At 73.9% G+C, this 26,327-nt stretch carries 27 protein-coding genes; 16 read left to right on the top strand and 11 right to left on the bottom strand.

The features are described from left to right. Window positions 1–26 precede the first annotated feature (26 nt). Complete coding sequence (locus ABTW95_RS22385; RefSeq protein WP_396447684.1) at window positions 27–773, top strand: hypothetical protein; 747 nt, start codon at window positions 27–29, stop codon at window positions 771–773. Beyond that, window positions 770–1,948 (top strand): glycosyltransferase family 4 protein, encoded by a 1,179-nt coding sequence (locus ABTW95_RS22380; RefSeq protein ID WP_396447683.1) that lies wholly within the window; start codon window positions 770–772, stop codon window positions 1,946–1,948. Before ABTW95_RS22385 ends, ABTW95_RS22380 begins: the two co-directional genes overlap by 4 nt. 76 nt (window positions 1,949–2,024) lie before the next feature. Here the strand turns inward: ABTW95_RS22380 and ABTW95_RS22375 are convergent, their stop codons facing one another. Then, on the bottom strand, window positions 2,025–3,515 hold the full coding sequence (locus ABTW95_RS22375; protein WP_396447682.1) for a hypothetical protein: 1,491 nt from the start codon (window positions 3,513–3,515) through the stop codon (window positions 2,025–2,027). Window positions 3,516–3,641: 126 nt separating this feature from the next. Between ABTW95_RS22375 and ABTW95_RS22370 the strand changes: the two genes are divergently transcribed. Next, window positions 3,642–4,643, top strand: a complete 1,002-nt coding sequence (locus ABTW95_RS22370) for a CDP-alcohol phosphatidyltransferase family protein (RefSeq protein WP_396447681.1) — start codon at window positions 3,642–3,644, stop codon at window positions 4,641–4,643. A 53-nt stretch (window positions 4,644–4,696) separates the two neighbouring features. Here the strand turns inward: ABTW95_RS22370 and ABTW95_RS22365 are convergent, their stop codons facing one another. Further along, the gene (locus ABTW95_RS22365) at window positions 4,697–5,506 is read right to left on the bottom strand and encodes a class I SAM-dependent methyltransferase (RefSeq protein WP_396447680.1); all 810 of its coding nucleotides are present in this window, start codon (window positions 5,504–5,506) and stop codon (window positions 4,697–4,699) included. Window positions 5,507–5,619: 113 nt separating this feature from the next. Here ABTW95_RS22365 and ABTW95_RS22360 point away from each other — a divergent pair, with 113 nt between their 5' ends. Continuing rightward, complete coding sequence (locus tag ABTW95_RS22360; RefSeq protein ID WP_500227290.1) at window positions 5,620–6,312, top strand: winged helix-turn-helix transcriptional regulator; 693 nt, start codon at window positions 5,620–5,622, stop codon at window positions 6,310–6,312. Window positions 6,313–6,322: 10 nt separating this feature from the next. On the opposite strand, the gene ABTW95_RS22355 is transcribed toward ABTW95_RS22360, so the two are convergent. Next, on the bottom strand, window positions 6,323–8,197 hold the full coding sequence (locus ABTW95_RS22355) for an outer membrane protein assembly factor BamB family protein (protein WP_500227289.1): 1,875 nt from the start codon (window positions 8,195–8,197) through the stop codon (window positions 6,323–6,325). A 135-nt stretch (window positions 8,198–8,332) separates the two neighbouring features. Between ABTW95_RS22355 and ABTW95_RS22350 the strand changes: the two genes are divergently transcribed. The 7 genes from ABTW95_RS22350 (at window position 8,333) to ABTW95_RS22320 (ending at window position 14,965) form a co-directional block, all read left to right on the top strand. Beyond that, window positions 8,333–8,929: an HD domain-containing protein gene (locus ABTW95_RS22350; RefSeq protein ID WP_396447674.1), complete on the top strand. Its 597-nt coding sequence runs from the start codon at window positions 8,333–8,335 to the stop codon at window positions 8,927–8,929. A 32-nt stretch (window positions 8,930–8,961) separates the two neighbouring features. After that, window positions 8,962–9,459: an SRPBCC family protein gene (locus ABTW95_RS22345; protein ID WP_396447673.1), complete on the top strand. Its 498-nt coding sequence runs from the start codon at window positions 8,962–8,964 to the stop codon at window positions 9,457–9,459. A gap of 51 nt (window positions 9,460–9,510) precedes the next feature. Beyond that, entirely contained in the window at window positions 9,511–10,245 is a 735-nt protein-coding gene (locus ABTW95_RS22340) for an acetoacetate decarboxylase family protein (protein ID WP_500227288.1), read from the top strand. Beyond that, a complete protein-coding gene (locus tag ABTW95_RS22335; protein WP_500227287.1) occupies window positions 10,242–10,871 on the top strand; it encodes an SDR family NAD(P)-dependent oxidoreductase in 630 nt (209 codons plus the stop codon). The genes ABTW95_RS22340 and ABTW95_RS22335 overlap by 4 nt, the downstream gene beginning before the upstream one ends. Window positions 10,872–10,962: 91 nt before the next feature. After that, entirely contained in the window at window positions 10,963–13,473 is a 2,511-nt protein-coding gene (locus ABTW95_RS22330) for a HelD family protein (protein ID WP_500227286.1), read from the top strand. Between the two features lie 85 nt (window positions 13,474–13,558). Then, complete coding sequence (locus tag ABTW95_RS22325; RefSeq protein WP_500227285.1) at window positions 13,559–14,263, top strand: MBL fold metallo-hydrolase; 705 nt, start codon at window positions 13,559–13,561, stop codon at window positions 14,261–14,263. Window positions 14,264–14,326: 63 nt separating this feature from the next. Beyond that, the gene (locus tag ABTW95_RS22320) at window positions 14,327–14,965 is read left to right on the top strand and encodes a TetR/AcrR family transcriptional regulator (RefSeq protein ID WP_396447668.1); all 639 of its coding nucleotides are present in this window, start codon (window positions 14,327–14,329) and stop codon (window positions 14,963–14,965) included. Window positions 14,966–14,979: 14 nt separating this feature from the next. On the opposite strand, the gene ABTW95_RS22315 is transcribed toward ABTW95_RS22320, so the two are convergent. From ABTW95_RS22315 to ABTW95_RS22300, 4 genes are read right to left on the bottom strand one after another with little or no spacing between them, the layout of a single operon-like run. Beyond that, complete coding sequence (locus ABTW95_RS22315) at window positions 14,980–15,834, bottom strand: glycosyltransferase family 2 protein (RefSeq protein ID WP_500227315.1); 855 nt, start codon at window positions 15,832–15,834, stop codon at window positions 14,980–14,982. A gap of 23 nt (window positions 15,835–15,857) precedes the next feature. After that, window positions 15,858–16,706, bottom strand: a complete 849-nt coding sequence (locus ABTW95_RS22310; protein ID WP_396447667.1) for a CDP-alcohol phosphatidyltransferase family protein — start codon at window positions 16,704–16,706, stop codon at window positions 15,858–15,860. Then, window positions 16,696–17,769, bottom strand: a complete 1,074-nt coding sequence (locus ABTW95_RS22305) for an iron-containing alcohol dehydrogenase family protein (RefSeq protein WP_396447666.1) — start codon at window positions 17,767–17,769, stop codon at window positions 16,696–16,698. The genes ABTW95_RS22310 and ABTW95_RS22305 overlap by 11 nt, the downstream gene beginning before the upstream one ends. A 39-nt stretch (window positions 17,770–17,808) precedes the next feature. Beyond that, window positions 17,809–18,540 carry a phosphocholine cytidylyltransferase family protein gene (locus tag ABTW95_RS22300; RefSeq protein WP_500227284.1) on the bottom strand — a complete coding sequence of 244 codons (732 nt, stop codon included), beginning with the start codon at window positions 18,538–18,540 and terminating at the stop codon, window positions 17,809–17,811. A gap of 266 nt (window positions 18,541–18,806) precedes the next feature. Here ABTW95_RS22300 and ispD point away from each other — a divergent pair, with 266 nt between their 5' ends. Both ispD and ABTW95_RS22290 read left to right on the top strand, forming a co-directional pair. Further along, on the top strand, window positions 18,807–19,508 hold the full coding sequence (ispD, locus tag ABTW95_RS22295; protein WP_500227283.1) for a 2-C-methyl-D-erythritol 4-phosphate cytidylyltransferase: 702 nt from the start codon (window positions 18,807–18,809) through the stop codon (window positions 19,506–19,508). Further along, window positions 19,505–20,254, top strand: coding sequence for a glycerophosphodiester phosphodiesterase (locus tag ABTW95_RS22290; RefSeq protein ID WP_396447663.1), 750 nt, complete (start codon window positions 19,505–19,507; stop codon window positions 20,252–20,254). Before ispD ends, ABTW95_RS22290 begins: the two co-directional genes overlap by 4 nt. On the opposite strand, the gene ABTW95_RS22285 is transcribed toward ABTW95_RS22290, so the two are convergent. The 3 genes from ABTW95_RS22285 to ABTW95_RS22275 all read right to left on the bottom strand — a co-directional run bounded on the left by ABTW95_RS22285 (window position 20,188) and on the right by ABTW95_RS22275 (window position 22,693). Next, on the bottom strand, window positions 20,188–20,688 hold the full coding sequence (locus ABTW95_RS22285; RefSeq protein WP_396447662.1) for a hypothetical protein: 501 nt from the start codon (window positions 20,686–20,688) through the stop codon (window positions 20,188–20,190). The genes ABTW95_RS22290 and ABTW95_RS22285 overlap by 67 nt on opposite strands. 81 nt (window positions 20,689–20,769) lie before the next feature. Then, entirely contained in the window at window positions 20,770–21,546 is a 777-nt protein-coding gene (locus tag ABTW95_RS22280; protein ID WP_396447661.1) for a hypothetical protein, read from the bottom strand. 94 nt (window positions 21,547–21,640) lie between these two features. Beyond that, window positions 21,641–22,693: a glycosyltransferase family 2 protein gene (locus ABTW95_RS22275; RefSeq protein ID WP_396447660.1), complete on the bottom strand. Its 1,053-nt coding sequence runs from the start codon at window positions 22,691–22,693 to the stop codon at window positions 21,641–21,643. 271 nt (window positions 22,694–22,964) lie between these two features. On the opposite strand from ABTW95_RS22275, the gene ABTW95_RS22270 reads away from it, so the two are divergent. From ABTW95_RS22270 to ABTW95_RS22260, 3 genes are all read left to right on the top strand, one after another. Next, window positions 22,965–24,629: an LCP family protein gene (locus ABTW95_RS22270; protein WP_396447659.1), complete on the top strand. Its 1,665-nt coding sequence runs from the start codon at window positions 22,965–22,967 to the stop codon at window positions 24,627–24,629. A gap of 40 nt (window positions 24,630–24,669) precedes the next feature. Beyond that, complete coding sequence (locus ABTW95_RS22265; RefSeq protein WP_500227282.1) at window positions 24,670–25,470, top strand: thioesterase family protein; 801 nt, start codon at window positions 24,670–24,672, stop codon at window positions 25,468–25,470. 74 nt (window positions 25,471–25,544) lie between these two features. Beyond that, the gene (locus tag ABTW95_RS22260) at window positions 25,545–26,018 is read left to right on the top strand and encodes a hypothetical protein (RefSeq protein WP_500227281.1); all 474 of its coding nucleotides are present in this window, start codon (window positions 25,545–25,547) and stop codon (window positions 26,016–26,018) included. Between the two features lie 217 nt (window positions 26,019–26,235). On the opposite strand, the gene ABTW95_RS22255 is transcribed toward ABTW95_RS22260, so the two are convergent. After that, a partial coding sequence (locus ABTW95_RS22255) for an acyl-CoA dehydrogenase family protein (protein ID WP_353821960.1) occupies window positions 26,236–26,327 on the bottom strand: 92 nt, incomplete at its 5' end.

The raw sequence follows: 26,327 nt of genomic DNA, 5'->3' as shown, positions 1-26,327 counted from the left end.
TGGACGCGGTAGCGAACCACTGCAGGGTGGGGTCCGACGACCGCCTGAGCATCCGGTGGCCCGACCCTCTGCCGGCCGGCCGCCGAATCGTGCTGCGGCACCGCAAGTCCGGCGAGACGCGGGCCGAGCCGATCACCGGCGACCGCCGCTCGGTGGAGCTGGACGCCGCCGACCTGGCGTCCGGCAAGTGGACCCTCGCCGTCGAGGGGGACGGCGCGGAGCGCCCGCTGCTGACCGACGACCCGGGGTTCTCGCTGGCCGGGCTGCGCGCCTACGCCGACGTGCCCCGCGAGCGCGCCGTGCGGGTGGTGCGGGCCGCGGACGGGCGCGTCGCGCTCACCGTCCGGAAGGTCGCCCCGCACGCCGAGGTCGAGGCGGTGCACCCGCGCGACGGCGAGATCAGGATCGTCGGGCGGCTCGCGTACGCGGGCCCGCAGCCCGGGGAGAGCGCCCGGCTGGTCGCGGCGGCGCGGGACGGCGACGCCGCGGTGAGCGGCGGCGTCCGGCTCGACGGCACCCGGTTCGACGGCCGCCTGGACGTCGAGGCGCTCGCCGCGGCCGAGCCCGCCCTCTGGGACCTGTGGCTCGACGCCGGCGACGTGCACGCCCGCCTCGCGACCCGGCTGGACGACGCGCCCGGGAAGCGCGGCAAGCTGTCCTACCCGCGGCAGGTCGCCGCGCACGGAGGCCGGGAGATGACCGTGCGGCCCTACTTCACCGACCGTGACCAGCTGTCGATCGCGTGCAGCCTCGTCGAGGACGACGCCAAGTGAAGATCACCTTTCTGCTGCTGGAGGCGTTCTCCATCGACGGCACCGTCCGGTGCACGTTCACGCTCGCCGACGAGCTGTCCCGGCGGCACGACGTCGAGATCGTGAGCGTCCTGCGGGACCGGGACCGCCCCGTCCTGCCGCTGTCGGACCGGGTCCGGCTGCGCTCCCTCGTCGACCTGCGGGCGGAGGCGAAGGTCCCGTGGCCGCACACCGCGCGGGCCGAGCGGCTGATGCCGGAGCCGTCCGCGCTGGTCCCCGAGCAGGAGCGCTGCTACGACAAGTTCAGCGCCTGGACCGACGACCGGATCAGCCGGTTCCTGCGGCGCCCGCGCACCGACGTGCTGGTCACCACCCGGGCCGGGCTCAACCTGCTCGCGGCGCGCACGGCGCCCCGCAAGGTGGTGGTCGTCGGGCAGGAGCACCTGCAGCTCGGCATCAACGAGCCGGAGATGATCACCGAGTTCCGGGAGTGGTACCCGCGGCTCGACGCGCTGACCACCCTCACCGCCGCCGACGGCGCGGACTACGAGGCGGCGCTGCCGGACGGGTCGTGCCCGGTCTACACGATCGGGAACGGGCTGCCGCCGCGGCTGTACCCGCGCTCCCGGCAGGAGAACAAGGTCGTCGTCGCGGCCGGCCGGATGGTGTGGATCAAGGGCTACGACCTGCTCATCCACGCGTTCGCGAAGGTCGTGGAGAAGCACCCGGAGTGGCAGCTGCGGATCTACGGGGACGGCTCCCGGCGCGACCAGCTGCGCCGCCAGGTCACCCGGCTCGGGCTCTACAACAACGTCCTGCTGATGGACCCGACGGACGACATGGAGGGCGAGTTCGCCAAGGCGTCCGTCCTCGCGATGTCGTCGCGGGCCGAGCCGTTCGGCATGACGATCATCGAGGCGTTCGCGTGCGGGCTGCCGGTGGTCGGTTTCGACTGCCCGCAGGGCCCCCGCGAGATCATCACCGACGGCCACGACGGGCTGCTCGTCCCCCCGGAGGACCCGGACGCGTTCGCCGAGGCGCTGATCAGGCTGATCGACGACGAGGACCTGCGGCTGACGATGGCCGAGCGCGCCTTCGCGTCGGCGGAGCGCTTCGACATCGCGGTCGTGGCCCGGCAGTGGGAGAAGATGCTCACCGAGCTGCGGACCGCGCCGCGCCGAAACTCCGGCCGCTAGGGACGGGACCGCGGGCCTCGCCCCGGCCGGGCGCCGCCGGGCTCGGCCTTGCTAGGTGCGGCCGGGCTCGGCCCTGCTAGGTGCGGCCGGCCTCGGCCTTCTCGCGCTCTTCGGCGGGGGCCGGCTCGGCGGCCGGGCGGGGGCTCCGCGGCGGCGGGAGCAGCGCCAGGCCGAGGGCCAGGCAGGCGAACGGGACGGCGGGCACGACGTAGCGGTAGTCGAAGTCGGCGGTCGCGGCGGGGATCACCAGCAGCGCGAGGCTCGTCCCCCAGGGGAGGAGCGCGCCCGTCCCCCAGTGCCGGACGGGGCCGAGCGGGCGCCACCGGCCCCGCGACCGGACGTACGGGAACGCTCCAGCCAGGCCGCCCAGCAGCAGGACGCCAAGGAACGTGCCCGGCATGGCAAATTCGTCTTGGTAGGCGAGCATCTGGTCGGCCCAGGGCCGGACGACCTTCGTCTCGGCGCCGTCCGGGTCGTACTGCTCGGCGAGCAGCGCCTGCTTGTCGCTCCACTCCTCGCCCTCGGGGAAGTCGTACTCCAGCGACGTCCACGGGTTCGGGTACGGTTCCCGGTCCCACTCGAACGCCTTGAACGTGTCGTGGACGACCACGCCCGCGTAGTCGCCGGGCTGCTCGCGGATCGCCGCCCACGCGAACTCGCTCGCGAGCCGGTCGGCCTCGTCGCCCGTCACCCAGCCGGGGATCTCGCGGAACGGGGAGTCCTTCGTCCACATCACCGCGAACGCGGGCGAGATGCGCGGGTCGGTGAGGTGCGGGCACATGATCCGCAGCTCGGGGCGGGGTTTGATGACGTCGCAGTCGGCGAACGCGGCGGTGCGCCCGTACAGCCAGATCGAGTTGGCCTTGGCCAGCTTGAACTCGCCGTACTCGGACCGGAACCAGAACATGTACCCGGCGATCGGCAGCGCGAACATCACCACCGCCGCGACGCAGGCCCACCGGCCCGCGCGGCGCAGCAGCATCGCGACGACGATCACCGCGATCAGCGCGAGCCCCGCCGTCCTGGTCAGCGCGGCGAACGCCGCGAACGCGCCGGCCAGCCCCCCGAGCCACCACGTCGAGCGGCGCCGCCACAGCGCCGCCGCGACCGCCGCGAGCAGCAGGAACGTGAACAGCGAGTCCGACATGAGCATGTGCTCCAGGGAGATCTGGTGGACGGGCATCAGCACCGGCACCGTCACGGCCGCCGCCAGCAGGTTGGGCAGCCACATCCGCCACGCCCACCGTCCGCGCTCGTCCGGCGGCCACGCCTCCCTGCCCGCGCGCACCACCAGGATGTAGACCAGGACGCCCGTGAGGACGCCGATGGCGTGCTGCACCGACACCAGCACGGTGAAGCTGTGGAACGGTTCGATCAGCCAGAGCAGAATCGGGTATCCACTCGGACGCGTCTCACCCGGCCGCAACTGGAGGGCGGCCTCGAGATAACTCTTCGAGTCGCCGAACCACAACGGCGCCGGATAGCCCAGGACCGCGATGACCCTGATCCAGATCGCCGCCGCGAGAACCCCCGCGAACGGCGCATGAGCGATGAGTCGGACGCGCACCCTGCCAGGCTACCGATGGAAATGATCACCATGTCCTCGGCGCAGTCACGGATCCGCGACAATGCCGGGGACCGGAACCGGACAGCCGATAGCATCGGATCGCTCCTCACGATGAAAGGGAACTCCATGGCGAACTTCACGCTCGACGACGTTCGGCAACGGACGTACAAGGCGCGTGACGCCTGGTGGACCGTCCTGCTGGTCGATCCGCTCGCGTCCAGGCTGGTGAAGTTCACGGCCAACCGGACGCGCGTGACCCCGAACCAGCTCACCGTCGGAGCCCTGGTCCTCGGTCTCGCCGCGGGCGCCTGCTTCGCCGTCGCGTCCTGGCCGTGGCTGCTCGCCGGCGCGCTGCTGTACCACCTGTCGTTCACGCTCGACTGCATGGACGGCAAGATCGCCCGCCTGAAGGGCACCGGCTCGGTCTTCGGCGCCTGGCTCGACTACATCTTCGACCGCGTCCGCGTCCTGGCCTGCGCGATCGCCCTGATGGCGGGGCAGTACGCCGCCACGGGCAACGCCGCCTACATCTGGACGGCCGTCGCCGTCGTGTTCCTCGACATGCTCCGCTACATGGACGCGCTGGAGATCTACAAGGTCCGCACCCAGATGCGGACGAAGCTGAACGCGGCCCGCGCCGAGGCGCGCGCCCTCGAACGCGCCGCCCAGCGCGCCAACGGCGAGGTCTCCGGCGAGGACGAGGACCTCCGCTCCGCCGAGGCCCTCGCGGAGGACCCCGAGGCCGACCTGGAGAACCGCGTCGTCGGCGACGACCCGACCATCGCGACGCTCCAGCAGGGCTTCAACCGGCAGTTCCCCTGGTACGCCCGGATCCGCAACGTGCTGATGGCGGGCCGCATCCGCCCGCACCTGATCAGCGGCATCGAGTTCCAGATGGGCGTGTTCATCGTCGCGCCGGTCGCCGCTGCGATCGTCCCCGGGGCCATCATCCCCGTCGTCGCGGCGAGCGCCGCCGGCCTGCTGGCCTTCGAGCTCGTGATCATCTACAAGTTCTGGCTGTCCAGCCGCGACTACAGCCGCAGCCTCGCCAAGCTCAACGCCAAGATCGAGACCTACCGGGCCGCCCTCCCCGACGACCAGGAGGTCACCGTGGGCAGCGCCGGCTGACCGGTGCCACGCGGAAGGCCCCCCGGCGCGCGCGCCGGGGGGCCTTCCGCCGTTCAGCGCTTGCGCGCGGTGAGGAGCAGGTACTCCCACTCCATGACCAGGCCGGACGTCCCCACGTCCTGCCCTCGCGCCAGTTCGACCAGCGCGGTGTCGAGCGCCGCGACCTTCTCCGGGTCGTCGGCGATGCGCCGGTAGACGGCGATGGTCGGCCCGTACCGGGTCTTGAAGTAGTCGCGGAACTCCTCGGGCTTGCCGAACCGGTCGACCCGCACCGTCCGCCGCTCGGCCCGCACGTCGGTGACGCGGTCCCCGAACAGCTCCTGGACGTGCTCGGGACGCCCCCACAGCGGCGGCGGCTGCGCGCCCTCCGGGGGCGGCGGCGCGTAGGGCTTCATCACGCCGAACATCTGCCCGATGAAGCCCTCCGGGGTCCAGTTGGCCAGCCCGATCGTCCCGCCTTCGCGGCAGACCCGCACCACCTCGTCCGCGGACGCCCGGTGGTGCGGCGCGAACATGATCCCGACGCACGACAGCACCGCGTCGAACTCCCCGTCGCCGAACGGCAGCGCCTCGACGTCGGCCTCCCGCCAGGCCAGCTCGGCGCCGCGCCGCACCGCCTCCTTCTCCCCCGCCCGGAGCAGTTCCGGCGTGAGGTCGCTCGCGACGACGTCCGCCCCTTCGAGCGCCGCCGCGATGGCCGCGTTGCCCGACCCGGCGGCGACGTCCAGCACCCGCTGGCCGGGCCGCACCCCCGCCGCCCGGACGAGCACCGCGCCCATGTCCGGGATGATCTCCGACGCCACCGACGGATAGTCCCCCGAAGCCCACATCGCCCTGTGGGCGTCCTTCACCGTGTCCCCCATGACAATTCTCCTCCCGTTGTCGGTTCAACGTTAGGAATCCGAAGGGTGCGGTCCTAGTACAGGATCTGTACCGGGCTTGGACGCCCTGGCCGAACCGTCCTAGCCTGCGCGGTATGGGGGCTTCGTACTACCAGTTCTGCCCCGTCGCCAAGGCGATGGAGCTGCTCGACGAGCGCTGGACCATGCTGATCGTCCGCGAGCTGCTCGCCGGCAGCGAACGCTTCAACGAGCTGCGCCGGGGCGTCCCCCGCATGTCCCCGACGCTGCTGTCCAAGCGCCTCAACCAGCTGGTGCGCGCGGGCATCGCGGACAAGCAGGGGGACCGCTACGTCCTGACCCCCGCCGGCGAGGAGCTGCGCCCGGTCGTGGACGCACTGGCGGTATGGGGCCTCCGTTGGATCGGTGAGCTGGGCGACCGGGACCTGGACCCGAAGCTCCTCCTCTGGGACATGCGCCGCAACACGGCTCTGGACGCCGTCCCCGACGACCGGACCGTGGTCTTCTTCGTCTTCCCGGACGTCCCGCCCCGCAACCGCCACTGGTGGCTGGTCCTCACCCCGGAGGCCGCCGACGTCTGCGACATCGACCCCGGCTATGAGACGTCCGTGACCGTTACCGCCGACCTCCGCACCATGGTCGCCATCTGGCGCGGCGACACACCCTGGCAGGACGCCCTGCGCTCCGGCGCCCTGCAGATCCAGGGTCCCGAGCCTCTCCGCCGCACCCTCCCGACCTGGTTCGCCCTCTCCCCCTACGCCACCGTCCCCCGCCCGGCCGTTCACGCCGGTGAAGCACCTCAAGCTTGATGGACGCCGGTCAGGCCGGGTGGTGCAGCCGGTACGCGACCGACCGGGCGATGCGCGCGGCGGCCCCCGGCGGGCGGTTCGCCTCCACCACCACGACGTACCGGCCGACGCGCAGCGCGATCATCCCGGCGGTCGGGCCGATCTCGTACGCCTCGTCGCCGCCGATGTCGCGGCGCCGCCGGGCCTGCGCCTGCGTGGCCTGCAGGGCGTCCAGCATGCGGGAGGCGGCCTCGCCGGTCTCGGCCACCCAGCGGACGCTCACGGTGAGGCCCCGCACGGCCGGCCCGGCCGGACGCGCCGACGACTTCAGCACACTCGGCTGCCCGGGCTTCGGGCTCTCCTCGCCGTCGTCCTCCCCGGACCTGCGCTCGCCGCGCTCGCCACGCTCGCCGCGCGGCTCGTAGGTGCAGGAGACCGGGCGCGGCAGCCGCACCGGCCCGGCCGACGCGCGGCTCGGCACGGCCTTGTAGCCGTCCATCCGCGCCGCGACCAGGTCGGTCTCGGTGAGCAGCGAGCACGCGTCCGGCCAGGCCGCCACGGGGACGCCGCCGAGTTCGGCGGGGCCGGCGCCGGTCGGCCCGCCGCGCAGCGCGAGCAGCCGCGCCGCGCCGTCCGGGCGGGGCGCCGCCTGCGGGACGGCCGCGTACAGCATCCCGCCCGCCGCCGCGAGCCACGGCCGCGCGCCCGGCAGGTCCGGGTCCATCGAGAACGGCGCCGGCGCGGTCGTGGTGCGGCCGTCGCCCGGCTCGACGATGTCGACGCCGGCCGGCAGCAGCCCCTCCGACAGCCGCGGCCGCAGCGCGAACACGTGCCCGCCGGCCTGCGCGAGCGCCGCGTACGGGGGGACGTCGCGGCTCCATTCGACGCGCCCGGACGGCACGTCCACCGCCTCCATCCGGGCGCCGTCGGCGCCCTCCGGGTGGTAGACGACCACGAGCCGCCCGGTGGTCAGCACGCCCGGGCACATGAGGTCGCCGCACACGCCGTCGCCCTTCCAGACGCCGAACTGGTCGCCGTCCTCGCCGAACGCGCGCAGCGCCGTGCCGTCCGAGACGAGCGTCACCCCGTCCAGCATCGCGACCTCGGGCGACTCCTTGGAGCCGAGCCGCTCGTCCCAGCGGACGGTGCCCTTCGCGGGGTCGACGGCGAGCAGCCGGCTGCGGCGCCGCCCGTCGCGCCGCCCGCCCTCCCGGCAGTCCATGCCGAACGCGGCGAGGTCCTCGCGGCCGTCGGACGGGTGCGCGCCGCCCTCGAACAGCCGGCAGCCGCGCGGCAGGGCGCGCCGCCACATCCGGTTGCCGGTCACCGCGGAGACGCCGAACAGCGTGCGGTGCCCGCCGTCGGTGGTGAGGACGATGTCGGATCCGGCGGGCCAGCGCAGCGTCGTCCGGGACACCGCGGCGGGACTCTCGCCCTCCCGCCGCCACAGCAGCCCGCCCGACAGCGCGTCGAACGCGACGAGCACCCGGTCGCTCCGGTCGCCGTTCCGCTCGAAATAGGCGACGATCCGGGATCGGGTGGAGGTCCAGCCGAGCAGCGTCCACCCAGACCGCCGGTAGCTCCAGCGGTCGCCGCCGGTCCGCGCGTCCCGCACCTCCAGCCCGTGCCCGGACGCGGTCACGACCTGCCCCTGCGCGACCTGGTAGGCGACGCCGTCGTAGCCGCCGACCGCGCCGTGCCGCATCCGGGTCGTCCTCTCCCAGCTCACCGCGAGCGGGCCGGGCGGCGGCCCCACCTCGCGCTGCGGCGTGACGGGCTCGCCGGTCACGGTGTGCCGGACCTGCCACCACTCGGCGCGCAGGACGTACTGGTCGACGAGCACGACGCACAGCACCACGGCGACCGTCGCGGAGGCGAGCCCGAGCGCGACGCGGACCCTGCCCACGGACTCCGGTCGGCCACCAGGCCGCTGCCGGCTCCCGACCACGACCGCGCCGCCTCCTTCCGCGTACTGTGCCTGAAAGACGACTCCCACCATGCCTTGTGAGGGACGCCGGGCGCGACAGAACGGAGATGAAGCGTGGAGGTCTTCACCCGCTGGCACAGCTGGGACACGGCCCGTGCGGACATAGCCGCGTCCGGCGCCCCGGTCGACACGGACGTGCTGGGCGCGGCCGTCGGCGCCGCCCTTCGCTGGCACGGCGACCAGAGGCGCCCCACGGGCGCCCCCTACGTCGAGCACCTGCTGGAGGCCCTCGAAGTGCTGGTGCGCGGGGCCGGAGTGACCGCTCCGGCCGTGCTGACCGCCGCGGTCCTGCACGACGTCGTCGAGGACACGCCCGCGACCCCGGCGGACGTGGAGGCCGAGTTCGGCGCGGAGGTCGCCGAGCTGGTCGACTGGGTCACCAAGCCGCCCGCGCCCGGCGGCGGACGCCAGGCCAAGCGCGGCGCCAGGGCCGCCTACCTGCGCCGGCTCGGCGACGCCCCGCCGGAGGCCGTCCAGGTGAAGCTGGCCGACCGCGTGAGCAACGTCCAGACGCTGCACAGGATGCCGCCGGACTTCCAGCGCCGGTACTACGCCGAGACCCTCACCTACATCCTGCCCCTGGCGGAACCGCACCCCTGGTTCAGGGCCTGGTACGCCGCCTGGAGGACGGAGTACGCCCACCTGCTATGACCGGATGGTCATGAGATGGGAGTATCGGGGGCATGGAACGCGAGTGGGTGGTCGAGGAGAGCGTCGCCGTCGCGGCGCGTCCCGACGAGGTGTACGCGGCCGTCGCCGACCCGCGGCGGATGGTCGAGTGGAGTCCCGAGGTGTTCGCCGTCCGGGTGCGCGGCCGGACGGTCGGGCAGGGCACGAGGTTCGTCGGCTTCAACCGGATCGGGTGGCGCGTGTGGTTCACCACGTGCCGGGTGACCGCGGCCGTGCCGGGCAAGGCGTTCGCCTTCCGGGTGTCGAGCTTCGGGATGCCGGTCGCGCTGTGGGGCTACCGCGTCGAGGACGTGTCGGACGACCCGTCCGCGCCGCGGACGCGGCTCACCGAGTACTGGGAGGACCTGCGCCGCGAGGGCCGCAGCGCGAAGATCGTCTCGGTCCTCGGCAAGGTCTTCACCGGCGTCCCGGCGGAGCGGCGCGCCGCGGTGAACCGCGCGGGCATGCGCGCCACCCTCGACCGCATCCGGACGGCCGTCGAGGCGGGCTGACCCCGCCCCCGGTCCTTGGCAGCAAAACGAGAACCTGTTCTACTAAGCGGTGTGACAAGCACCGTGCAAGCGCATGCCGTCCAGGGCGAACGGGTCGCCCTCCCGGTGCGGATCCGGGACGCCGCCGTGGCGTCGGCGATGTTCGCCGTGCCCGCCCGCGCCGCCCGGGCCGTCATCGCCTACTCCGGGCTGGAGGTCGCCGAGCCGCTGCCCGGGCGGGCGATCTGCTCGCTCGCCTTCGTCCGGTACGCGGACGGGGACCTCGGCCCGTACCACGAGTTCGCCGTCGCGTTCCTGGTGCGGCCGCCCGGCGCCGACCCGGCCGGGCCGCTCGGGCGGCTGCGCGGCGTCGGGGCGTTCATCCACTGGCTGCCGGTGAACCAGGAGTTCACGCTGGAGGCCGGGCGGACGATCTGGGGGTTCCCCAAGGAGATCGCCGACATCCCGATGGACCTGGCCGGGCGCGTGAAGCGATGCGCCGTGCGGTTCGGCGGGCACACGGCGATCGAGGTGGCGGTGAAGCCGGGCGTGCCCATGCCGGGCGGCACCGCCGCGCCGAAGCTCGACGCCTACTCGTGCATGGACGGCGTCACCCGCCGGACGCCGTGGACGCTGACGCCGTCCGACGTCCGGACGCGGCCGGGCGGGGCGAAGGTCGTCCTGGGCGACCACCCGGTGGCGGAGGAGCTGCGCGGGCTGGGCCTCGACCGCGCCAGGGCGCTGAGCAGCAGCACGGTCGGGCACCTGCAGATGGTCTTCGACGGCGCCGAGGAGGTGCGCCGGTGAGGCGGACGGCGCTGGTCACGGGAGCGGCCGGCGGGATCGGCGCCCTGGCCGCACGGCGGCTCGCCGCGGCGGCGTGGGACGTCGTCGCGGTGGACACCGACGAGGCGGGCCTGGCGGAGACGGCGCTGCGCTCGCCGAACATGCACGTGCGCACCTGCGACGTCACCGACCCCAAGGCCGTCCTGGACGTGCTGGCGGTGATCGGCCCCGTCCACCGGGTCGTGCACGCCGCCGTGATCGCGCCGGCCGCGCCCGTGCTGGAGCAGCCGCCCGCCGAAGTGCAACACGTTCTCAGCACCGATGTGCTCGGCACCATGCACATCGTGCGCGCCACGCTGCCGGGGATGCTGGAGCGCGGCGCCGGGGAGCTGGTCCTCTGCGCGCCGCCCCCGGAGCCCGGCGCGGCGGCCGCCGCGTCCGGGGCCGTGGCCGCGTACGCCGGGGCGCTCTTCCGGGAGCACGGCGGGCGCGGGGTGACGATCCGCTGCGTCCACCTCGACGGGGAGACGCCGGCGCGGCTCGTCCTCGACGCGCTGGACCGCTCGTTCGCGCGCCCGGCCGGCGACCTGCACGTCCGTCCGCGGCGCGGCCGCCTGCCGTTCGCCCGGGCGGCCGCGCCGCGCTGAACCGGGGGCCGACCGCATAAGCTGTCTCCTTCGCCCCTTCGGGGCGCCGGGGGACGTCCCCGGCGCGACACACGTGCGAGGAGCAGCCTGCATGTCGTCCCAGGTCACCGGGCCACCGGCCGGTTCCGGCGGCACGGTGAAGGATCAGGAGATCGCCGCCGAGCAGCGCTACGTCGACGTCGCCTACGCGCGGCTGGAGGAGATGCGCGCCGACGCCCAGGCCATGATCCGCGAGGGCTACCGGCAGTCGCTGGCGGGCACCAAGGGCTCGCTGGTGGACCGGGACGCGATGGTCCACCAGGCGGCGCTGCGCATGCAGGCCCTCGACGTCGCCGACGACGGCCTGGTGTTCGGCCGGCTCGACCTGGCCCCCGGCGAGCAGGCGACCCGGGAGGTCCGCTACATCGGGCGCATCGGCGTGCGGACCAGCGAGCACGACTCCCTCGTCATCGACTGGCGGGCCCCGGCCGCCGAGGACTTCTACCGCGCCACCCCGGAGGACCCGCGCGGCGTCGTCCGCCGCCGCGTCCTGCACTCGCGCGGGCACACGGTCGTCGACCTGGAGGACGACCTCCTCGACCCGGACGCGGCGGACGGCCTGACGATCGTCGGCGACGGCGCGTTCCTCGCCTCCCTCGCCCGCACCCGCGAGGGCGCGATGCGCGACATCGTCGCGACGATCCAGCGCGAGCAGGACGAGGTGATCCGCGCGCCCGCCGACGGCACGGTCCTGGTGCGCGGCGCCCCCGGCACCGGCAAGACGGCCGTCGCGCTGCACCGCGTCGCGTACCTGCTGTTCCGGCACCGCCGCCGGTTCGGGTCGCGCGGCGTCCTCGTCGTCGGCCCGAACCGCCGGTTCACCGCCTACATCGAGCGGGTGCTGCCGTCGCTCGGCGAGGGCTCGGCGACGCTGCGCTCGCTCGGCGACCTGGTGGACGGCGCGACCGCGACCGTCCACGACCCGCCGCGGCTCGCCCGCGTCAAGGGCGCGGACGCGATGGTCCCGGTGCTGCGCCGCGCCGTCGCCGACCACCCGCCCGGCGCGCCCGACGAGCTGCGCGTGGTGTTCAAGGGCGTCGTCGTCGCCCTCGACCGCGCCCGCCTCGACCGGATCAGGAACGACCTGCACCGGCGCAGCCGAGGCAGCGTGAACGCGGCCCGCGGCCGTGCCGCCGAGATGCTCCTGGACGCCCTCTGGCGCCGTTTCGAGGACGTCGGCGGAGCCGAGGCGGCCGAGGCCGAGGAGAGCGCCGAGACGGGGCTGTGGAACGCGATCCTGGCCGCCGACGGCCTCGCCTCCCTCGACGAGGAGCCCGCCGCACGGGGGCGGCAGAACGGCGACCCGAAGCGCGCCCAGTTCGACGCGCGCGTCCGGGAGCAGCGCGCCTTCACCGACTTCCTGGTCGCCTGGTGGCCGATCCGCCGCCCGCTGGACGTCCTGCGCTCGCTCGGCGACCCGGCCCGGCTGCGCCGCGCCGCCGGCCGCGACCTCGACCGCGCCGACATCGAGCCGCTCGCCGCGTCCTGGGCCGAGGGCGCCCCGCTCAGCTACCAGGACATCGCGCTCCTGGACGAGCTCGACGCGCTGCTCGGCTCGCCGCCCCGCCCGTCCCGCCGCCGCGGGGCGCCGTCCGAGGACGACCCGTTCGTCGTGGACGGCGTCAACATCCTCACCGGCGAGGAGGTCGCGGACGAGACGTGGGAGCCGGAGATGCAGGAGCTGACCACGTCCATCGAGCGCCTCGAACGCTCCCGGCGCGTGGACGACGGCGTCGTCGAGGAGCGCCCCGAGTACGCGCACATCGTCGTCGACGAGGCGCAGGACCTGTCCCCCATGCAGTGGCGCATGCTCGGCCGCCGCGGCCGCCAGGCGAGCTGGACGATCGTGGAGGACCCGGCCCAGAGCGCCTGGGAGGACCTCGACGCCGCCCGGCAGGCCATGGAGGCCGCTCTCGGCGGCGGCAAGCCGTCCCGGGGCCGCCGCCGCGCCCGCAAGGCCGCGCCCCGCACCCGGCACGAGTACGAGCTCACCACGAACTACCGCAACTCCACCGAGATCGCAGCCGTGTCGGCCCGCGTCCTCGCCCGCGCCCTCCCCGAGGCCCGCCCGGCCCGCGCCGTGCGCACCTCCGGGATCGACCCGGTCGTCCGCGTCGTCCCCGGACCCGACCACCTCACCGCCGCCCGCGAGGCGACGGAGGAACTCCTCGGCCAGGTCGAAGGCACCATCGGCGTGATCGTCCCCATGGCGTCGGACGAGCCCTGCACCGCGTCCGGGTCGCCCCCGCCGCCCGCCGCCGGGCAGACCTCCCTCTTCGACGCCCCCGCCGCCGCGCCCGGCGCGGGCGAGGGAACGGTGGCGTGGACGGAGGCCGACCGCCTGCGGCTCGGAGAGGGGCTGCCGGAGCGGGTGCAGGTGCTGGACGTCCTCGAAGCCAAGGGGCTGGAGTTCGACGCGGCCGTGATCGTGGCGCCCGAGACCGTCGCCGCGCAGTCGCCGCGCGGGCTGCGCGTCCTCTACGTGGCGGTGTCCCGGGCGACGCAGCGGCTGACCGTGCTCACCGCCGACCCCGAATGGCGCAACATCCTGCTGAACGACTGACCGCCGGCCGGGTTACGCCCACCGCTGATCTGCCCAGGGCAGAGAAACGCGGGCTCGCGCGAGACCCGTCCTTAACGTCGGCGCCATGGACGTCATCCGACTGCACCCGCATCTGCACCAGATCCGCTTCCCCATCGGGCACGCCTACCTGTGGGAGGCGGCGGACGGGCTGACGCTGATCGACAGCGGGCTCCCCGGGTCGGCGCCGATGATCGCCGACGCCGTCCGCTCGCTCGGCCGGCGCCCCGGGGAACTGCGCCGGCTCATCCTCACGCACTTCCACGAGGACCATGCGGGGTCCGCCGCCGACGTCGCGGCCTGGGGCGACGTCGAGGTGCTCGCCCACCGCGCGGACGCGCCGTTCATCCGCGGCGACGCCGCGGGGCCGCCGCCGCAGGTGCTCGACTGGGAGCGGCCCATCTTCGAGCAGAGCCAGGCCGCCCTCGCCGGCTTCCCCCCGCCGGCGCCGGTCCGGGTGGACCGCGAACTCGACGACGGCGACCTCATCGACCTCGGCGGCACCCCGGCCGTCGCCGTCTCCGCGCCCGGCCACACGCCCGGCAGCGTCGCGATCCACGTGCCCGAGGAGCGGGTCCTGTTCACCGGGGACACCGTCGCCCGGCTGGACGACGGCCGGGTCATCCTGGGCGTCTTCAACGTCGACCCGCCGCTCGCCGCGGAGACGTTCACCCGGCTCGCCGCGCTCGACACCGAGATCGCCTGCTTCGGGCACGGCGAACCCGTCACCGAGGACGCCGCCGCCCGGCTGCGGGAGGCCGCGCGCGAGTGATACCTGCCCGTCCGCGCGGGTTAGGCTGACGCTGCCCCCTTTCGCACGGGTGAACGGAGATCGATGAGCGGCCGGAATCCCGCACCCAGGCGCAGCTACGGCGGCCGGTCGGCGGAGGAGCGCCGCGCGGAGCGGCGTGAGCGGCTGCTGGCCGCCGGGCTCGAACTGTTCGGCACGCGCGGCTACGCGGCCACCTCCATCGAGCGGCTGTGCGCGACGGCGAGCGTGTCGACCCGCAACTTCTACGAGGAGTTCACCGGGCGCGAGGAACTCCTCACCGCCCTGCACAGCAGCATCAACCAGCGCGCGGCGGAGGCGCTCGCCGCCGCCTACGCCGAGGCCGCGGACGCCGACCTCGGCACCCGCGTCGAGAGCGCCGTCCGCGCGTTCGTCACCGTCACCGCGAGCGACCCGCGCTGGGCCCGCATCGCGTTCGTCGAGGTCATCGGGGTCAGCGCGAGCCTGGAGCAGCACCGCTTCCGGTGGCGCGGCCGGTGGGAGGACACGCTGACCACGATGGCGCGGGAGGCAGTCGAGCGCGGCGAGGCCGTCGACCGCGACTACCGCCTCACGATGATCGCGGTGATCGGGGCGGTGAACAACCTCGTCCACCACTGGTCCGCCCGCGACCAGGACATCCCGCTCGACGACATCATCGCCGAGCTGACCCATCTGATCCTCGCGGCGGTGCGCACGCCCTAGACGGGCGCCCCGCCCTAGATGATGGGGGGACGGCCCGTCCTCGTCATGCGCCAGGCGGTGCGGTAGGAGATGGGGCGGCGGGGCCCGGCGGGCTTGCGCCAGCCCTCCAGGAAGCCCTTGAACCACGGCTTGAGGGCGCTCGGCCTGCGCTCGCGGAGCACCGTCATGCCGACCCACACGGCCACGTACGTGAAGGCCAGGGGCCACGGGAGGTTGCGGCGGGCCAGCCAGACGCGGTTGCGGGCGTTGTAGCGGTAGAACATCTCGTGCCGCGTCGGCTGGACGGCCGGGTGGAACATGACCGCGGACGCGTCGTAGACGATGCGGTACCCGGCGTCGAGGATCCGCCACGCGAGGTCGGTCTCCTCGTGGGCGTAGAAGAAGTCCTCGGGGAGGCCGCCGCCGGCGTCGAACGCGGCGCGGCGGATCGCGCAGGCCCCGCCGAGGAACGTCGTGACGGCGGACGAGCGCTCCGGGTCGCCGGCCCGCAGCCGCGGCACGTGCCGCCGCTCGCCGCGCCCGCCCTCGGGGTCGCGGACGCGGAACGACACGACGCCGAGGTCGGGCTCGGCGGAGAACCGGTCGCGCAGGTGGGCGCCGAGGCCGGTGGAGCCGTACCAGCCGTCGTCGTCCAGGAAGAGGATCACATCGCCGCAGGACGCCTCCACGCCCCGGTTCCGCCCGCCCGGGATGCCCAGGTTCGTCGGGAGGCTCAGCGTCTTCACGCGCTCGTCGTCGAACGGCGCCGCGTCCGCGCGGTCGCCGACCGGGTCGACGCCGTTGCCGACGAGCACGACCTCGACGTCCACGTGCTCCTGCTCCAGGGCGCTGCGGACGGCGCGGGCCAGCTCCTCCGGCCGGTTCCCCATGGTCAGGACGACGACGCTGAGCTTCACTTCAGCCTCCGGGAGGCCAGGATGCTGACCAGGTGGAGCAGGGTCTGCACGACGGCGACCGCGGCCACCGCGACCGTCAGGACGCGGACCGCGACCGGACCGTCGGCGCCGAGGACGGCGTCGGCCACGGCGGCCGCGAGGATGAGCAGCGACAGCTCGACGGCCCCGATGATCCGGTGGAAGCGCAGCATCGACGCGGCCTGGCGGGCCAGCGCGATGCGGGTGGAGCGGGGCCGCAGCGCCCGGTCGCCGCCGGACGGGTCGGCGGGCAGCCCCGACTTCGCGCGGGCGACCACGACGTTGTCGGTCTCCGCCTTGATCAGCGCGGCGCCGAGCGCGGCGACGAGGCCGAGCTCCACCCAGCCGCCGTTCCGCCAGCCGCCCTGCGCCATGAAGCCGAGCCCGGCGAGCAGGGAGATCTCCGACAGGTAGTGGCCGATGCGGTCGAGGAACACCCCGGCCACCGACGTCTGCCGCAGGTACCGGGCGACCTCGCCGTCCACGCAGTCGAGCAGCAGGTACACCTGGACGAGCACGGCACCGCCGAGCGCCGTCCACAGCGGATCCGCGGGCAGCGACACGACCAGGCCGGCGAGGACGCCGCTCGCCATCATCAGGTAGGTGAGCTGGTTCGGGCTGAACCCGAGGCGCAGCGCGAGCCACGCGAAGTACGGGGACACGTCCCGCATGTAGAGGCGGCCGGCCCAGTGCTCCTCGTTGCGCCGGTCCTTCAGGCCGGGCGGCTGCCCGTACCGGCGGACGTCGGCGACCTTCGCGCCCTTGCGGTGCGGGCGGTGGTCGTCCCCGGGCGACTCCGCGGAGTGCCCGGGGATCTCAGCCTCCATGGGCCTGGACATACTCATCCACCGCCTTGCGGGCCTCGCCCTTGTCGAGATTGAGGTATTCCAAGATGGTGTAGCGGCCGGGCCGGGTCTGCGGCGCGAACAGCACCGCCTCGGTGAACTGCTCGGCGGACAGCCCGATGTCGCCGGGCAGGCGGGGCAGCCCGTGCCGGCCCAGGCAGTCGAGGATCTCCGCCAGCCGCTCGCCGCCGGCCCCGAGGCGGGTGGCGCGCAGGTGGTAGCAGAACGCCGCGCCGATCCCCGCCAGCTCGCCGTGGTTGGCCGTGTCCGGGTAGAGCTGGTCGATGGCGTGCAGGATCTCGTGGTCGCCGCCGCTGGCCGGGCGGGAGTCGCCGGCGAACGCCATCGACATCCCGGACAGGACCAGGCTCTCGGCGAGGACGGTGAGGAACCGGTCGTCCTCGATCGAGCCGGGCAGGTGCAGCAGCGCCTCGGCGGCGGTGCGCGCCACGGTCAGCGCCATCCGGTCGATCCGCTCGCCGCACTGCTCGGACGCGAGCACCCAGTCGTCCACCGCCGAGAAGTTGCTCAGCACGTCGCCGATCCCGGCGCGGATGAGCCGTCCCGGCGCGGCGTGCACGTAGTCCAGGTCGACGATCATCGCGAGCGGCATCACGACGCCGAACGAGCCCTTGCCGCTGTCGTGCACGAGCGAGGCGACCGGGGAGCAGATCCCGTCGTGGGACAGGTTCGTCGCGACCGACACCATCGGTATGCCCGACAGCGTCGCCGCGTACTTGGTGGCGTCGATCGTCCGGCCGCCGCCGATCCCGACGACGGCCTCGTAGGACCCGGCGCGCAGCTTGGCGGCCAGCGCGACGGCCGCGTCCACGGTGCCGCCCTCGACCTGGAACACGTCGCAGGCCGACAGGGACGGGCGGACCTGCTCGGCGATCTGGTCGCCCTGGCCCGGGCCGACCGCGATCGCCACCCGTCCCTCGGTGGCGATCCGCTTGTCGGCGAGCAGGTCGCCGAGGGCGGCGACGGCGCCGCGCCGCACGTCGATGGAGAGCGGCGCGTTCAGCATCCGCGTCAGCAGGGGCATGTGCCTCCTCGCTCGGTGGAGCGCCCGGGGTCCGGCGGGTCAGTAGCCCTTGGCGATCCGCCGGGCCTTCTCCAGGTCGTCGTGGTTGTCGACCTCGACCCAGTCGACCTCGCCGATCGGCGCGACGCCGATGCGGCCGCCGCGGTTCACGTGCTCCTGGTAGCCGTCCTCGTAGTAGAGGTCGGGGTCGCGCTCCCAGGTGGCCTTGAGCGCGTCTGCCAGCGGCTCGGCGGCGGCGGGCTCGATCAGGGTGGCGCCGATGTACTCGCCGCCGGCGGCGGACGGGTCCATCAGCTTGGTGATGGTCTTCAGGTGGCCCTCGCCGTCGAGGATGACCTTCATCTCCTCGTCGGCGAGCTTCTTCACGTCGTCCACGGCGAGGAGGATGTCGGGCCCGCGGTTCGCCAGCAGCGTCTTCTCCACGCTCACCGGGTGGACCGTGTCGCCGTTGACCATGAGGACGCCCTTGGAGAAGTGCTCCCGGGCGAGCCACATGGAGTAGGCGTTGTTCCACTCCTCGGCCTTGTCGTTGTGAACCAGCGTGATGCGCACGCCGTACTTGTCCTCGAGGGCGGCCTTGCGCTCCTCCACGGCGCCGGCGCGGTAGCCGACGACGATGACGACGTCGGTCAGCCCGACCTCGGCGAGGTTGCGGAGGGCGATGTCCAGGATCGTGGTCTCGCCGTCCACCGGGACCAGGGCCTTGGGGAGGGTGTCGGTGTAGGGCCGCAGCCTCCGGCCCGCACCCGCCGCCAGCACCATGCCGATCATGCTTCCTCTTTCCTCAGGTCGAACGTGATCCGTGCCCGCAAGGTAAACGGTCGGCGCGGCACACGCGAACGAGCCGGGCCCATCGCGGGGCGGACGGTGCCGCCGTGGTGGCGCGGCGCCTGCACCGTCTGCGCGGACCCCGACACGGCGAGGTAACCATACTCGATCCCGCGCGATCGGGCGGTGCGAGCCGGTTCGCCCGCGCCCCGCCCGGGAGCCGTCCGGTACGTTGAGCGTGGCCGGGATGCCGGGAAGACTGGGGAGACATGGCGGCGCGGACGGTTGCGGTGGTGCTCGCCGGCGGGGTCGGCGCGCGCATGGGCGCGGGGCGCCCCAAGCAGCTCATGGAGGTCGGCGGGCGGCCCATCCTGGCGCACGCGATCGGCGCGTTCGACGCGCACCCCGGCATCGGCGAGGTCGTCGTCGTGATGGCGGCCGGGCACCTGCGCGACGCGGCCGCGATCGCCGCCCCGTTCCGCAAGGCGGCCGCCGTGGTCGAGGGCGGCGACACGCGCACCGCGTCGACGGCCGCGGCGCTCCAGGTGCTGGACGGGCGCCCAGACGACGTCCGCGTCCTCTTCCACGACGCGGCCCGCCCGTTCGTGGACGCCCCCGTCATCGACCGCGTGCTGGACGCGCTCGACGACTGCGAGGCGGTCGCCGTGGGCGTCCCCTCGTCCGACACGGTCGTGGTGGTGCGGGACGGCGTGGTCGCCTCGATGCCGCCGCGCGAGACGCTGAGCCGCTTCCAGACCCCGCAGGGCTTCCGGCTCGGCACCATCCGGAAGGCGTACGAGCTGGCGCTGGCCGACCCGGGCCTGCGCGCCACCGACGACTGCGGGATCGTGCACCGCTACCTGCCGGACGTCCCCATCCGCGTCGTCGAGGGCAGCGAGCGCAACCTCAAGGTCACCCATCCCCTCGACGCCGTCGTCGCCGAACATCTCGCCGCGGAGGTGAAGCCTTGATCTTCGAGAACTCCCCCACGGTCATCGGGCACCGCGGGTACGGGTCCGGCGACCTCACGCCTCCCGGGGCCGCGGCGCCCGTCTCCGAGAACACGCTGCCGTCGCTGCTCGCCGCCGTCGACGCGGGCCTGTCCTGGGTCGAGATCGACGTGACGCGCACCGCCGACGACCACCTCGTCCTGCGGCACGACCCGACGACGGTGGACGGCGACCACCTGGTCGACCTGCCCGCCACGGCGAGCGGCCTGCCCCTGCTGGCCGACGTCTTCGACGCGCTGCCGCCGGACGTCGCCGTCGACGTGGACGTCAAGACGGTGCTGGAGGACGCGCTGGACGAGCCGTCCCGCCGCACCGGCGCGCTGCTCCTGCCGGTGCTGCGGCGGGAGGCGCAGCGGCGGCGGCTGCTCGTCACGTCGTTCGACCCGTCGCTGCTGACGTTCCTGAAGGGCGAGCTGCCGGGCGTCCCGGTGGGGCTGCTGACGTGGCTGCGGTTCCCGCTGTGGCACGCCGTCCCGGCCGCCGCCGGGCTCGGCCTGGACGTCGTCGCCGTGCACACCGGGTCCTGCGGGGTCGACCACCCCGACACGCGGCTGCGCCCGCTGGAGCACTGCGTGGACGTCGCGCACAAGGCGGGTCTGGAGACGATCGCCTGGTGCCCGTCGGCGGAGGCGGCGCCGACCTACGCGGAGGCCGGCTTCGACGCGCTGGTCGTCAACGACGTCCCCGGCGTCCTCGCCGCCGTCTGACCGCGCCAGCGGCCGGGCGGCAGGGAGGCCACGACGAGCGCCACCCCGATGATCGTGAAGGTCCCGTTGGCGGCCATGTTCGTGTACCCGATGAAGAAGTCGTCCGGCACGATGTCCGGCGTGCCGTGCTGGACCATCCACAGGGTCTTCGTGACCCACAGCACCCCGACCGCGGTCATGAGGACGCCGGGGATGAGCGAGGCGAGCGCGGAGAGCCGGGCGGTCACCACCAGGCCGATCACGGCCGCGCCCGCCAGCAGCACCGCGAACGCCGTCCAGTCGGGCGACACGGAGGCGCCGTCGATGCTCGCGCCGAGACCGCCGGCGACCGACCTGCGCAGCCTGTCGACGCTGTAGGCGAGGCAGCCGGCGATCAGCGGGGCGGCGACCACCCCCGCGAGCGCGCCGAGCGCGTGCCGGGCGGCGAGGTTCATGGTCGGCTCCTGTCGGTCGGCGTCGAGAGCCCGCTCAACGTACAGAAGCCGCATACCGGGATGATCACGTCCCGGTATCGATCACTTCGGACGGTCGCCGCCGTACATGCGCGTCCACTCGCCGGGGCCGTCGTCGTCCTCGCTGTCGATGGACGGCTCGGCCTTCTTCTCCTGCGCGGGCGGCGCCGCCGGGGACGCGGGCGGGAGCGGAGGCGGGTTCGGCGCGGCGGGCTGCGCGGGCGGCGCCGCGGGCTGCGCGGGCGGCGCCGCGGGCTGCGCGGGCGGCGCGCCGTACTGGGGTGCGCCCTGCCAGGACGGGCCGTGCGCCGGCGGCGGCTGCGGAGCCCCCATGGGCGCGGGGCCGCCCGGCATGGGCGGCGGGCCCATCGGCGCGGGCGGCGGGCCGGTGAAGCGGGGCACCGCGCCGGCGCGCGTGCTCGCCCTCCACCGCGACGGCGGCAGCGACGCCGCCAGGAGCGCGACGCCCAGCAGCAGGAAGACGCCGTACGGGGCGAGCACCGTGTAGCCGATGTGGATGTCGCGCGGCAGCAGGTCGCGCCCGGAATGCCCGACGGACCAGCGCGGAGCGACGACCCAGAGGATCCCGACCACCGTGTAGACGAAACCGGGGATGAGCGAGGCGAGCGGGGAGGTCCGGGAGCCCGCCACGAGGCCGACCAGGACGGCCGCGACCACGACGAGGGCCGTGGCGGCCCAGCGCTCGCTTCCGCCCCTGATGACGAAGTACCGGAAGTACTCGGTGTACTTGGTCGCGCCGTAGGACAGGCACAACGCGATGACCGGCGTCACGACAAGGCCGATCACCACGCCGAGGCCGTGGCGTGCTCCGTTGGACATGACACCTCCGTACCGCGGGCGGGATCCCGCCCAACCTAACGGTGAGGCGGGCCGATGACCACCGGGGATACGCGGGTGGGTCCAGGTCTGCGCGCTATTGGACGGATTCGCCGGGCTTCACCGGGGTGGGCTGGCCGAGCCGCGGCGGGCTGGTCAGGAAGCCGATGCCCCAGGTCACGTGCATGGTCGCGAACACCAGCGGCAGCCGCACCCAGGCCGAGAGCGGCAGCCCGCGCCCTTCCACGACGGCGCCGAGGATCATCGCGGCCGCGTACCCGCCGGGCAGGATCCAGCCGGGCCAGAACCCGAACAGCCCGGCGACCGCGCCCGCCGCCATCGCGACCACGGCGATCGGCGGCGCGAGGTAGCGCAGGTTCAGCGTGCCCTGGTGCTCGCGCCCCACGACGCGCCGCCAGCGGCCGGTGTGGAAGTACTGCTTGGCGAGGGCCCGCAGGTTCGGGCGGGGCCGGTAGGTGACCCGCATGCGCGGGGTGAAGAAGATCCGGCCGCCGGTCTCCCGGATGCGGTGGTTCATCTCCCAGTCCTGGGCGCGGACGAACGTCTCGTCGTAGCCGCCGACCCGCTCCAGCGCGCTGCGCCGGAACGTCCCGAGGTAGACGGTCTCGACCTCGCCGGCCTCGCCGCCGGTGTGGAACCGGGCGTTGCCGACGCCGAGCTTGGACGTCATCGCGCGCGCCACCGCCTTCTCGAACGGGGTGACGCCCTCGGCGGCCATGATCCCGCCGACGTTGTCGGCGCCGGTCTCCTCCATCGTCTCGACCGCCGCGCGGACGTAGTCGGACGGCAGCAGCGAGTGCCCGTCCACCCGGACGATGATCGAGTACTGCGACGCCTTGATCGCGATGTTGAGGCCCTGCGGGGTGCGCCCGGTCGGGTTGGCGACGACGAGGACGCGCGGGTCCTCGGCGGCGAGCTTGCGGGCGATCTCCTCGGTGCGGTCGCGGGACGGCCCGACCGCGAGCACGAGCTCCAGCTCGCCGGGGTAATCCTGGTTCAGGATGCCGCGCACGGCGTCGGCGAGGTGGCGCTGCTCGTTGAGGACGGGCATGACCACCGACACCGCGGGCCAGGTGCGTTCACCGGACTCGGGACGGGACTTCACGGCGTACTGGGCTTCCTGGTTCATGGCGCGATGGGCACGGGGAGACGAATTCATGTGGACTCGCGGGCGCGCGCCGGCCGGCGGGACCGGAGGCGGGCGCCCCTTCCTCTCTTGCTCGCTTGCCTGACGCAGCCCACGCCACCCAGGTTCGCGTGCGGGCCGCCGGGGTGTGGTCAAGACGGCGCCACGTTACTGCAAGGACACGAGGTCCAGGTAGCGAACGGACGGGCGCCCCCCACTTTAGAGTGGTGGGGACTCGCGGTGGAACGTGATCTTCGGGAGGGCGGCGGCCGGCATGGCAGACGGGCACGACTCGGGTCGCGGCGGTCCCGCGGACGCCGATCCGCTGGAGCGCTACTTCCGGCCGCGTCCGGGCTCGCACGCGGCGCCGGGCGGCGACGACGGCGACGGCATCGAGGGCGTGACGATCGACGGCATGCCCGCGCCGCGGGTGACGGTGGACGGCCCGCGCGGCCCGCGCCGGCCCGGCCGGCAGCTGAGCCCGCGCGCCGCGATGAGCGCCCGGCGGCAGAAGCGGTTCCTCACCCTGACCGGGACGATGTCGGCGTTCGTGCTGCTGACCTCGGGCGGCGCGTGGGCGTTCCAGAACTACGTCACCGGCATGATCGACAAGGTGTCGGTGGACGGGCTCGGCAAGGGCCGGGACGCGCCGAAGGGCGCGATGACGATCCTGGTCGCCGGCGTCGACCGGCGCGAGGGGCTGACGAAGGCGCAGCAGAAGGCCGCCAAGCTCGGGCACGAGCCCGGAGAGCGCTCGGACACGATGCTCCTGGTGCACGTGTCGCGCGATCACGACAGCGTGTCGGTGGTGAGCCTGCCGCGCGACTCCTACGTCACGATCCCGGCGCACAGGTCGAACGGGTCGGAGGGCGCGAAGGGGACGCGGGTCCCGGCCCGTCCGGGCAAGCTGACCTGGGCGTACCAGTTCGGCGGCCCCGACCTCACGGTCAGCACGGTCAAGCAGGCGACGGGCGTGTCCATCGACCACTACGTCGAGGTGAACTTCTACGGGTTCGTCCATATGGTCGACGCGCTGGGCGGCGTCGACGTGTGCGTCGAGCAGCCGGTCAACGACGCGAAGAGCGGGCTGAGGCTCCCCGCCGGCACGTCCCACGTCGACGGCCTGAAGGCCCTCGCCTTCGCCCGCGCCCGCTACGCTCTGACCGGCGGCAGCGACCTCGGCCGCATCGACCGGCAGCAGCAGTTCATCGCGGCGATGATGAAGCAGGCGCTGTCGACGAAGACGCTCGGAGACCCGGTCAAGTCGACGAAGTTCCTGAACGCGGCGCTGAAGTCGCTGCGGGTCGACGAGAAGCTGGCCGACAACCTGCCGAAGCTCGCCGACCAGATGAAGAACCTCTCGACCGACGACCTCACGTTCGCGAAGGTGCCGCTCGCCGACCCCGACTACAACGCCGTCCTGTGGAACGCGCCGACCCCGCAGTCGACCGTCCAGTGGGACCACGGGAAGGCGCGCGACCTGTTCACCCGGATCCGGCGGGACGAGCCGCTGGCCCGGCACACCGCGAAGCCGAGCGCCACGCCGACGCAGAAGCCCGAGGACGAGCTGACCGTGCCGCCGGACGACATCTCCGTCCGCGTGCTGAACGCGATCGGCACGCCGGGCCTCGCCACGAAGGCGGGCGGCCAGCTGCGCGGGCTCGGCTTCAAGGTGACGGTCGCGCCGGGCGTGGCGCGGCGCGGCCTGCGGACCACGCAGATCCAGTACGGCCCCGACCGGGCGGACTCGGCCAGGACGCTGGCCGCCGCGATCCCCGGCGCCAAGCTGAAGAAGGTGCCGTCGCTGGGGTCCCGGCTGCAGGTGATGGTGGGCGCGGACTGGGACGGCGTGAAGAAGGTGAAGGTGGCCCCGAGCCCGTCGCCGTCCTCGTCCCCGGCGATCGAGACGGGCACGGCCACGTCGAAGCTCTGCTCCTGAACCTGTCTAGAATGGCATTCTAGGACGTGGGAGGAGCCGCATGACCGAGGACGCGCCCGCCGAAACGTACTACGAGCCGCTGGGGGACGGCCGGTTCGCCTCCACCGCGGCCACGGCCGGCCCCTGGTCGCCGGGCCTTCAGCACGCCGGACCGGTGGCGGCCCTGGTCGGGCGGGCCTTCGAGCGGCACGACCCCGTCCCCGGCACCCGCGTGGCGCGCGTGACGGTCGAGATCCTGAGCCCCGTCCCGGTCGCCGAACTCGAGGTGAGCGTCCGCACCGCGCGTCCGGGCAAACGGGTCAGCCTCCTCGAAGGCGAGATCACCCACGAGGGGCGCACGGTCGTCCGCGCCACCGCCTGGCGGATCCTGGCGGCGCCGTCCCACCTGGAGCCGGTGGTGCACACCGCGCCCCCGCCGTCCCTGCCCGCCGCGGCGCGGCCCTTCGGGGAATGGCACGGCCTCCACGTGCACGGCTACCTCGCGTCGATGGAATGGCGCCTGGTCCACGGCTCGTTCGCCGAGCCCGGCCCCGGCACGGTCTGGGCGCGCTCGCGCATCCCGCTCGTCGCCGGCGAGACCGACACGCCGCTGATCCACGCGCTCCGCCTCGCCGACAGCGCGTCCGGCATCGGCAGCCAGCTCGACCTCTCCAAGTGGCTGATCATCAACACGGACCTGACCGTCGCCCTGCACCGCGACCCCGCCGGCGAGTGGCTGTGCATGGCCGCGTCCCTGCATGCGAACCCGGGCGGCAGCGCCCTCTGCGAGGCGACCCTGGCCGACCGCTCCGGCGACCTCGGCCGCGTCCTCCAGACCCTCCTCGTCGACGAAGTCTCGTGACCTAGTGTTGTCAATCGATCACTCTGGGTAACAATCGCGGTGACAGACCGAAGTCACCATCAGGAGCCCAGAACATGTCGACAAGGTTTCTCGCCCTGTTCACCACGACCGCCGCCGTGTCGGTGACGCTCACCGCCGGCATCGCCGCCGCGACCGCCTCACTGGCGGCCCCGCCCCCGTCTCCGGCCGCCGGCGCGCCGGCGGCCGCGCCGCCGTCCCCTTCGGCCTCTCCCTCGCCGTCGTCCTCGCCGTCGGCCGCGCCGTCCGCCGAGGACGACGGCGCGAAGGAATGCGCGGACGCCGACTGCGAGATCAAGATCCACGACGGCCAGACCATCACGCTCGACAAGAAGTACGGCGTGGCCCCGATCCACATCGGCATCGAGGGCAGCCGCGTGACCTTCACCATCCGCGGCTCGGGCTCGAGCATGAAGAGCACGGTCGACGCGGGCTGGCGAGGCGACGCCAGCGCCACGTACAACGGCATCACGCTCCGCCCGCGCCAGAACAGGGACGGGACGATGACCCTGAAGATCTCCCACAACTGAGCGGCTCCGCGGGGGCGGGCCAACGCCCGTCCCCTATCCGGAGACCCGGGGAGCGGACGAGGCCCGGTCGCGCCAGGCCCGCTCCAGTTGACGGGTCAGCAGCGGGTAGACGATCAGGTACCGGAACGGCGCCGCGCCGCCACCCTGATCCTCACCCCCGGCCCGTAGGCCGCGGGCGATGTGCGGGCCGGGGGCCGCGCCCCCGGCCTTCCGGCGGCTACTTGAGGAGTTGGCGGGCCATGACCATGCGCTGGATCTGGTTGGTGCCCTCGTAGATCTGGGTGATCTTGGCGTCGCGCATCATCCGCT

Source organism: Spirillospora sp. NPDC127506 (assembly GCF_040302145.1).
Lineage (GTDB): Bacteria > Actinomycetota > Actinomycetes > Streptosporangiales > Streptosporangiaceae > Spirillospora.
The sequence above is the reverse complement of the archived record's forward strand: the minus strand, read 5'-3'. Positions and strand labels throughout refer to the sequence as shown.

Excerpts from the sequence above, each read along its gene's own strand:
- ABTW95_RS22265 (WP_500227282.1), top strand. The coding sequence starts at position 24,670 with ATGACCGAGGACGCGCCCGCCGAAACGTACTACGAGCCGCTGGGGGAC.
- ABTW95_RS22285 (WP_396447662.1), bottom strand. The coding sequence starts at position 20,688 with ATGAACCTCGCCGCCCGGCACGCGCTCGGCGCGCTCGCGGGGGTGGTC.
- ABTW95_RS22315 (WP_500227315.1), bottom strand. The coding sequence starts at position 15,834 with ATGGGGAACCGGCCGGAGGAGCTGGCCCGCGCCGTCCGCAGCGCCCTG.
- ABTW95_RS22280 (WP_396447661.1), bottom strand. The coding sequence starts at position 21,546 with ATGTCCAACGGAGCACGCCACGGCCTCGGCGTGGTGATCGGCCTTGTC.
- ABTW95_RS22360 (WP_500227290.1), top strand. The coding sequence starts at position 5,620 with ATGGGGGCTTCGTACTACCAGTTCTGCCCCGTCGCCAAGGCGATGGAG.
- ABTW95_RS22330 (WP_500227286.1), top strand. The coding sequence starts at position 10,963 with ATGTCGTCCCAGGTCACCGGGCCACCGGCCGGTTCCGGCGGCACGGTG.
- ABTW95_RS22260 (WP_500227281.1), top strand. The coding sequence starts at position 25,545 with ATGTCGACAAGGTTTCTCGCCCTGTTCACCACGACCGCCGCCGTGTCG.
- ABTW95_RS22370 (WP_396447681.1), top strand. The coding sequence starts at position 3,642 with ATGGCGAACTTCACGCTCGACGACGTTCGGCAACGGACGTACAAGGCG.
- ABTW95_RS22320 (WP_396447668.1), top strand. The coding sequence starts at position 14,327 with ATGAGCGGCCGGAATCCCGCACCCAGGCGCAGCTACGGCGGCCGGTCG.
- ABTW95_RS22270 (WP_396447659.1), top strand. The coding sequence starts at position 22,965 with ATGGCAGACGGGCACGACTCGGGTCGCGGCGGTCCCGCGGACGCCGAT.
- ABTW95_RS22305 (WP_396447666.1), bottom strand. The coding sequence starts at position 17,769 with ATGCCCCTGCTGACGCGGATGCTGAACGCGCCGCTCTCCATCGACGTG.
- ABTW95_RS22300 (WP_500227284.1), bottom strand. The coding sequence starts at position 18,540 with ATGATCGGCATGGTGCTGGCGGCGGGTGCGGGCCGGAGGCTGCGGCCC.
- ABTW95_RS22325 (WP_500227285.1), top strand. The coding sequence starts at position 13,559 with ATGGACGTCATCCGACTGCACCCGCATCTGCACCAGATCCGCTTCCCC.
- ABTW95_RS22365 (WP_396447680.1), bottom strand. The coding sequence starts at position 5,506 with ATGGGGGACACGGTGAAGGACGCCCACAGGGCGATGTGGGCTTCGGGG.
- ABTW95_RS22275 (WP_396447660.1), bottom strand. The coding sequence starts at position 22,693 with ATGAACCAGGAAGCCCAGTACGCCGTGAAGTCCCGTCCCGAGTCCGGT.
- ABTW95_RS22310 (WP_396447667.1), bottom strand. The coding sequence starts at position 16,706 with ATGGAGGCTGAGATCCCCGGGCACTCCGCGGAGTCGCCCGGGGACGAC.
- ispD (WP_500227283.1), top strand. The coding sequence starts at position 18,807 with ATGGCGGCGCGGACGGTTGCGGTGGTGCTCGCCGGCGGGGTCGGCGCG.
- ABTW95_RS22345 (WP_396447673.1), top strand. The coding sequence starts at position 8,962 with ATGGAACGCGAGTGGGTGGTCGAGGAGAGCGTCGCCGTCGCGGCGCGT.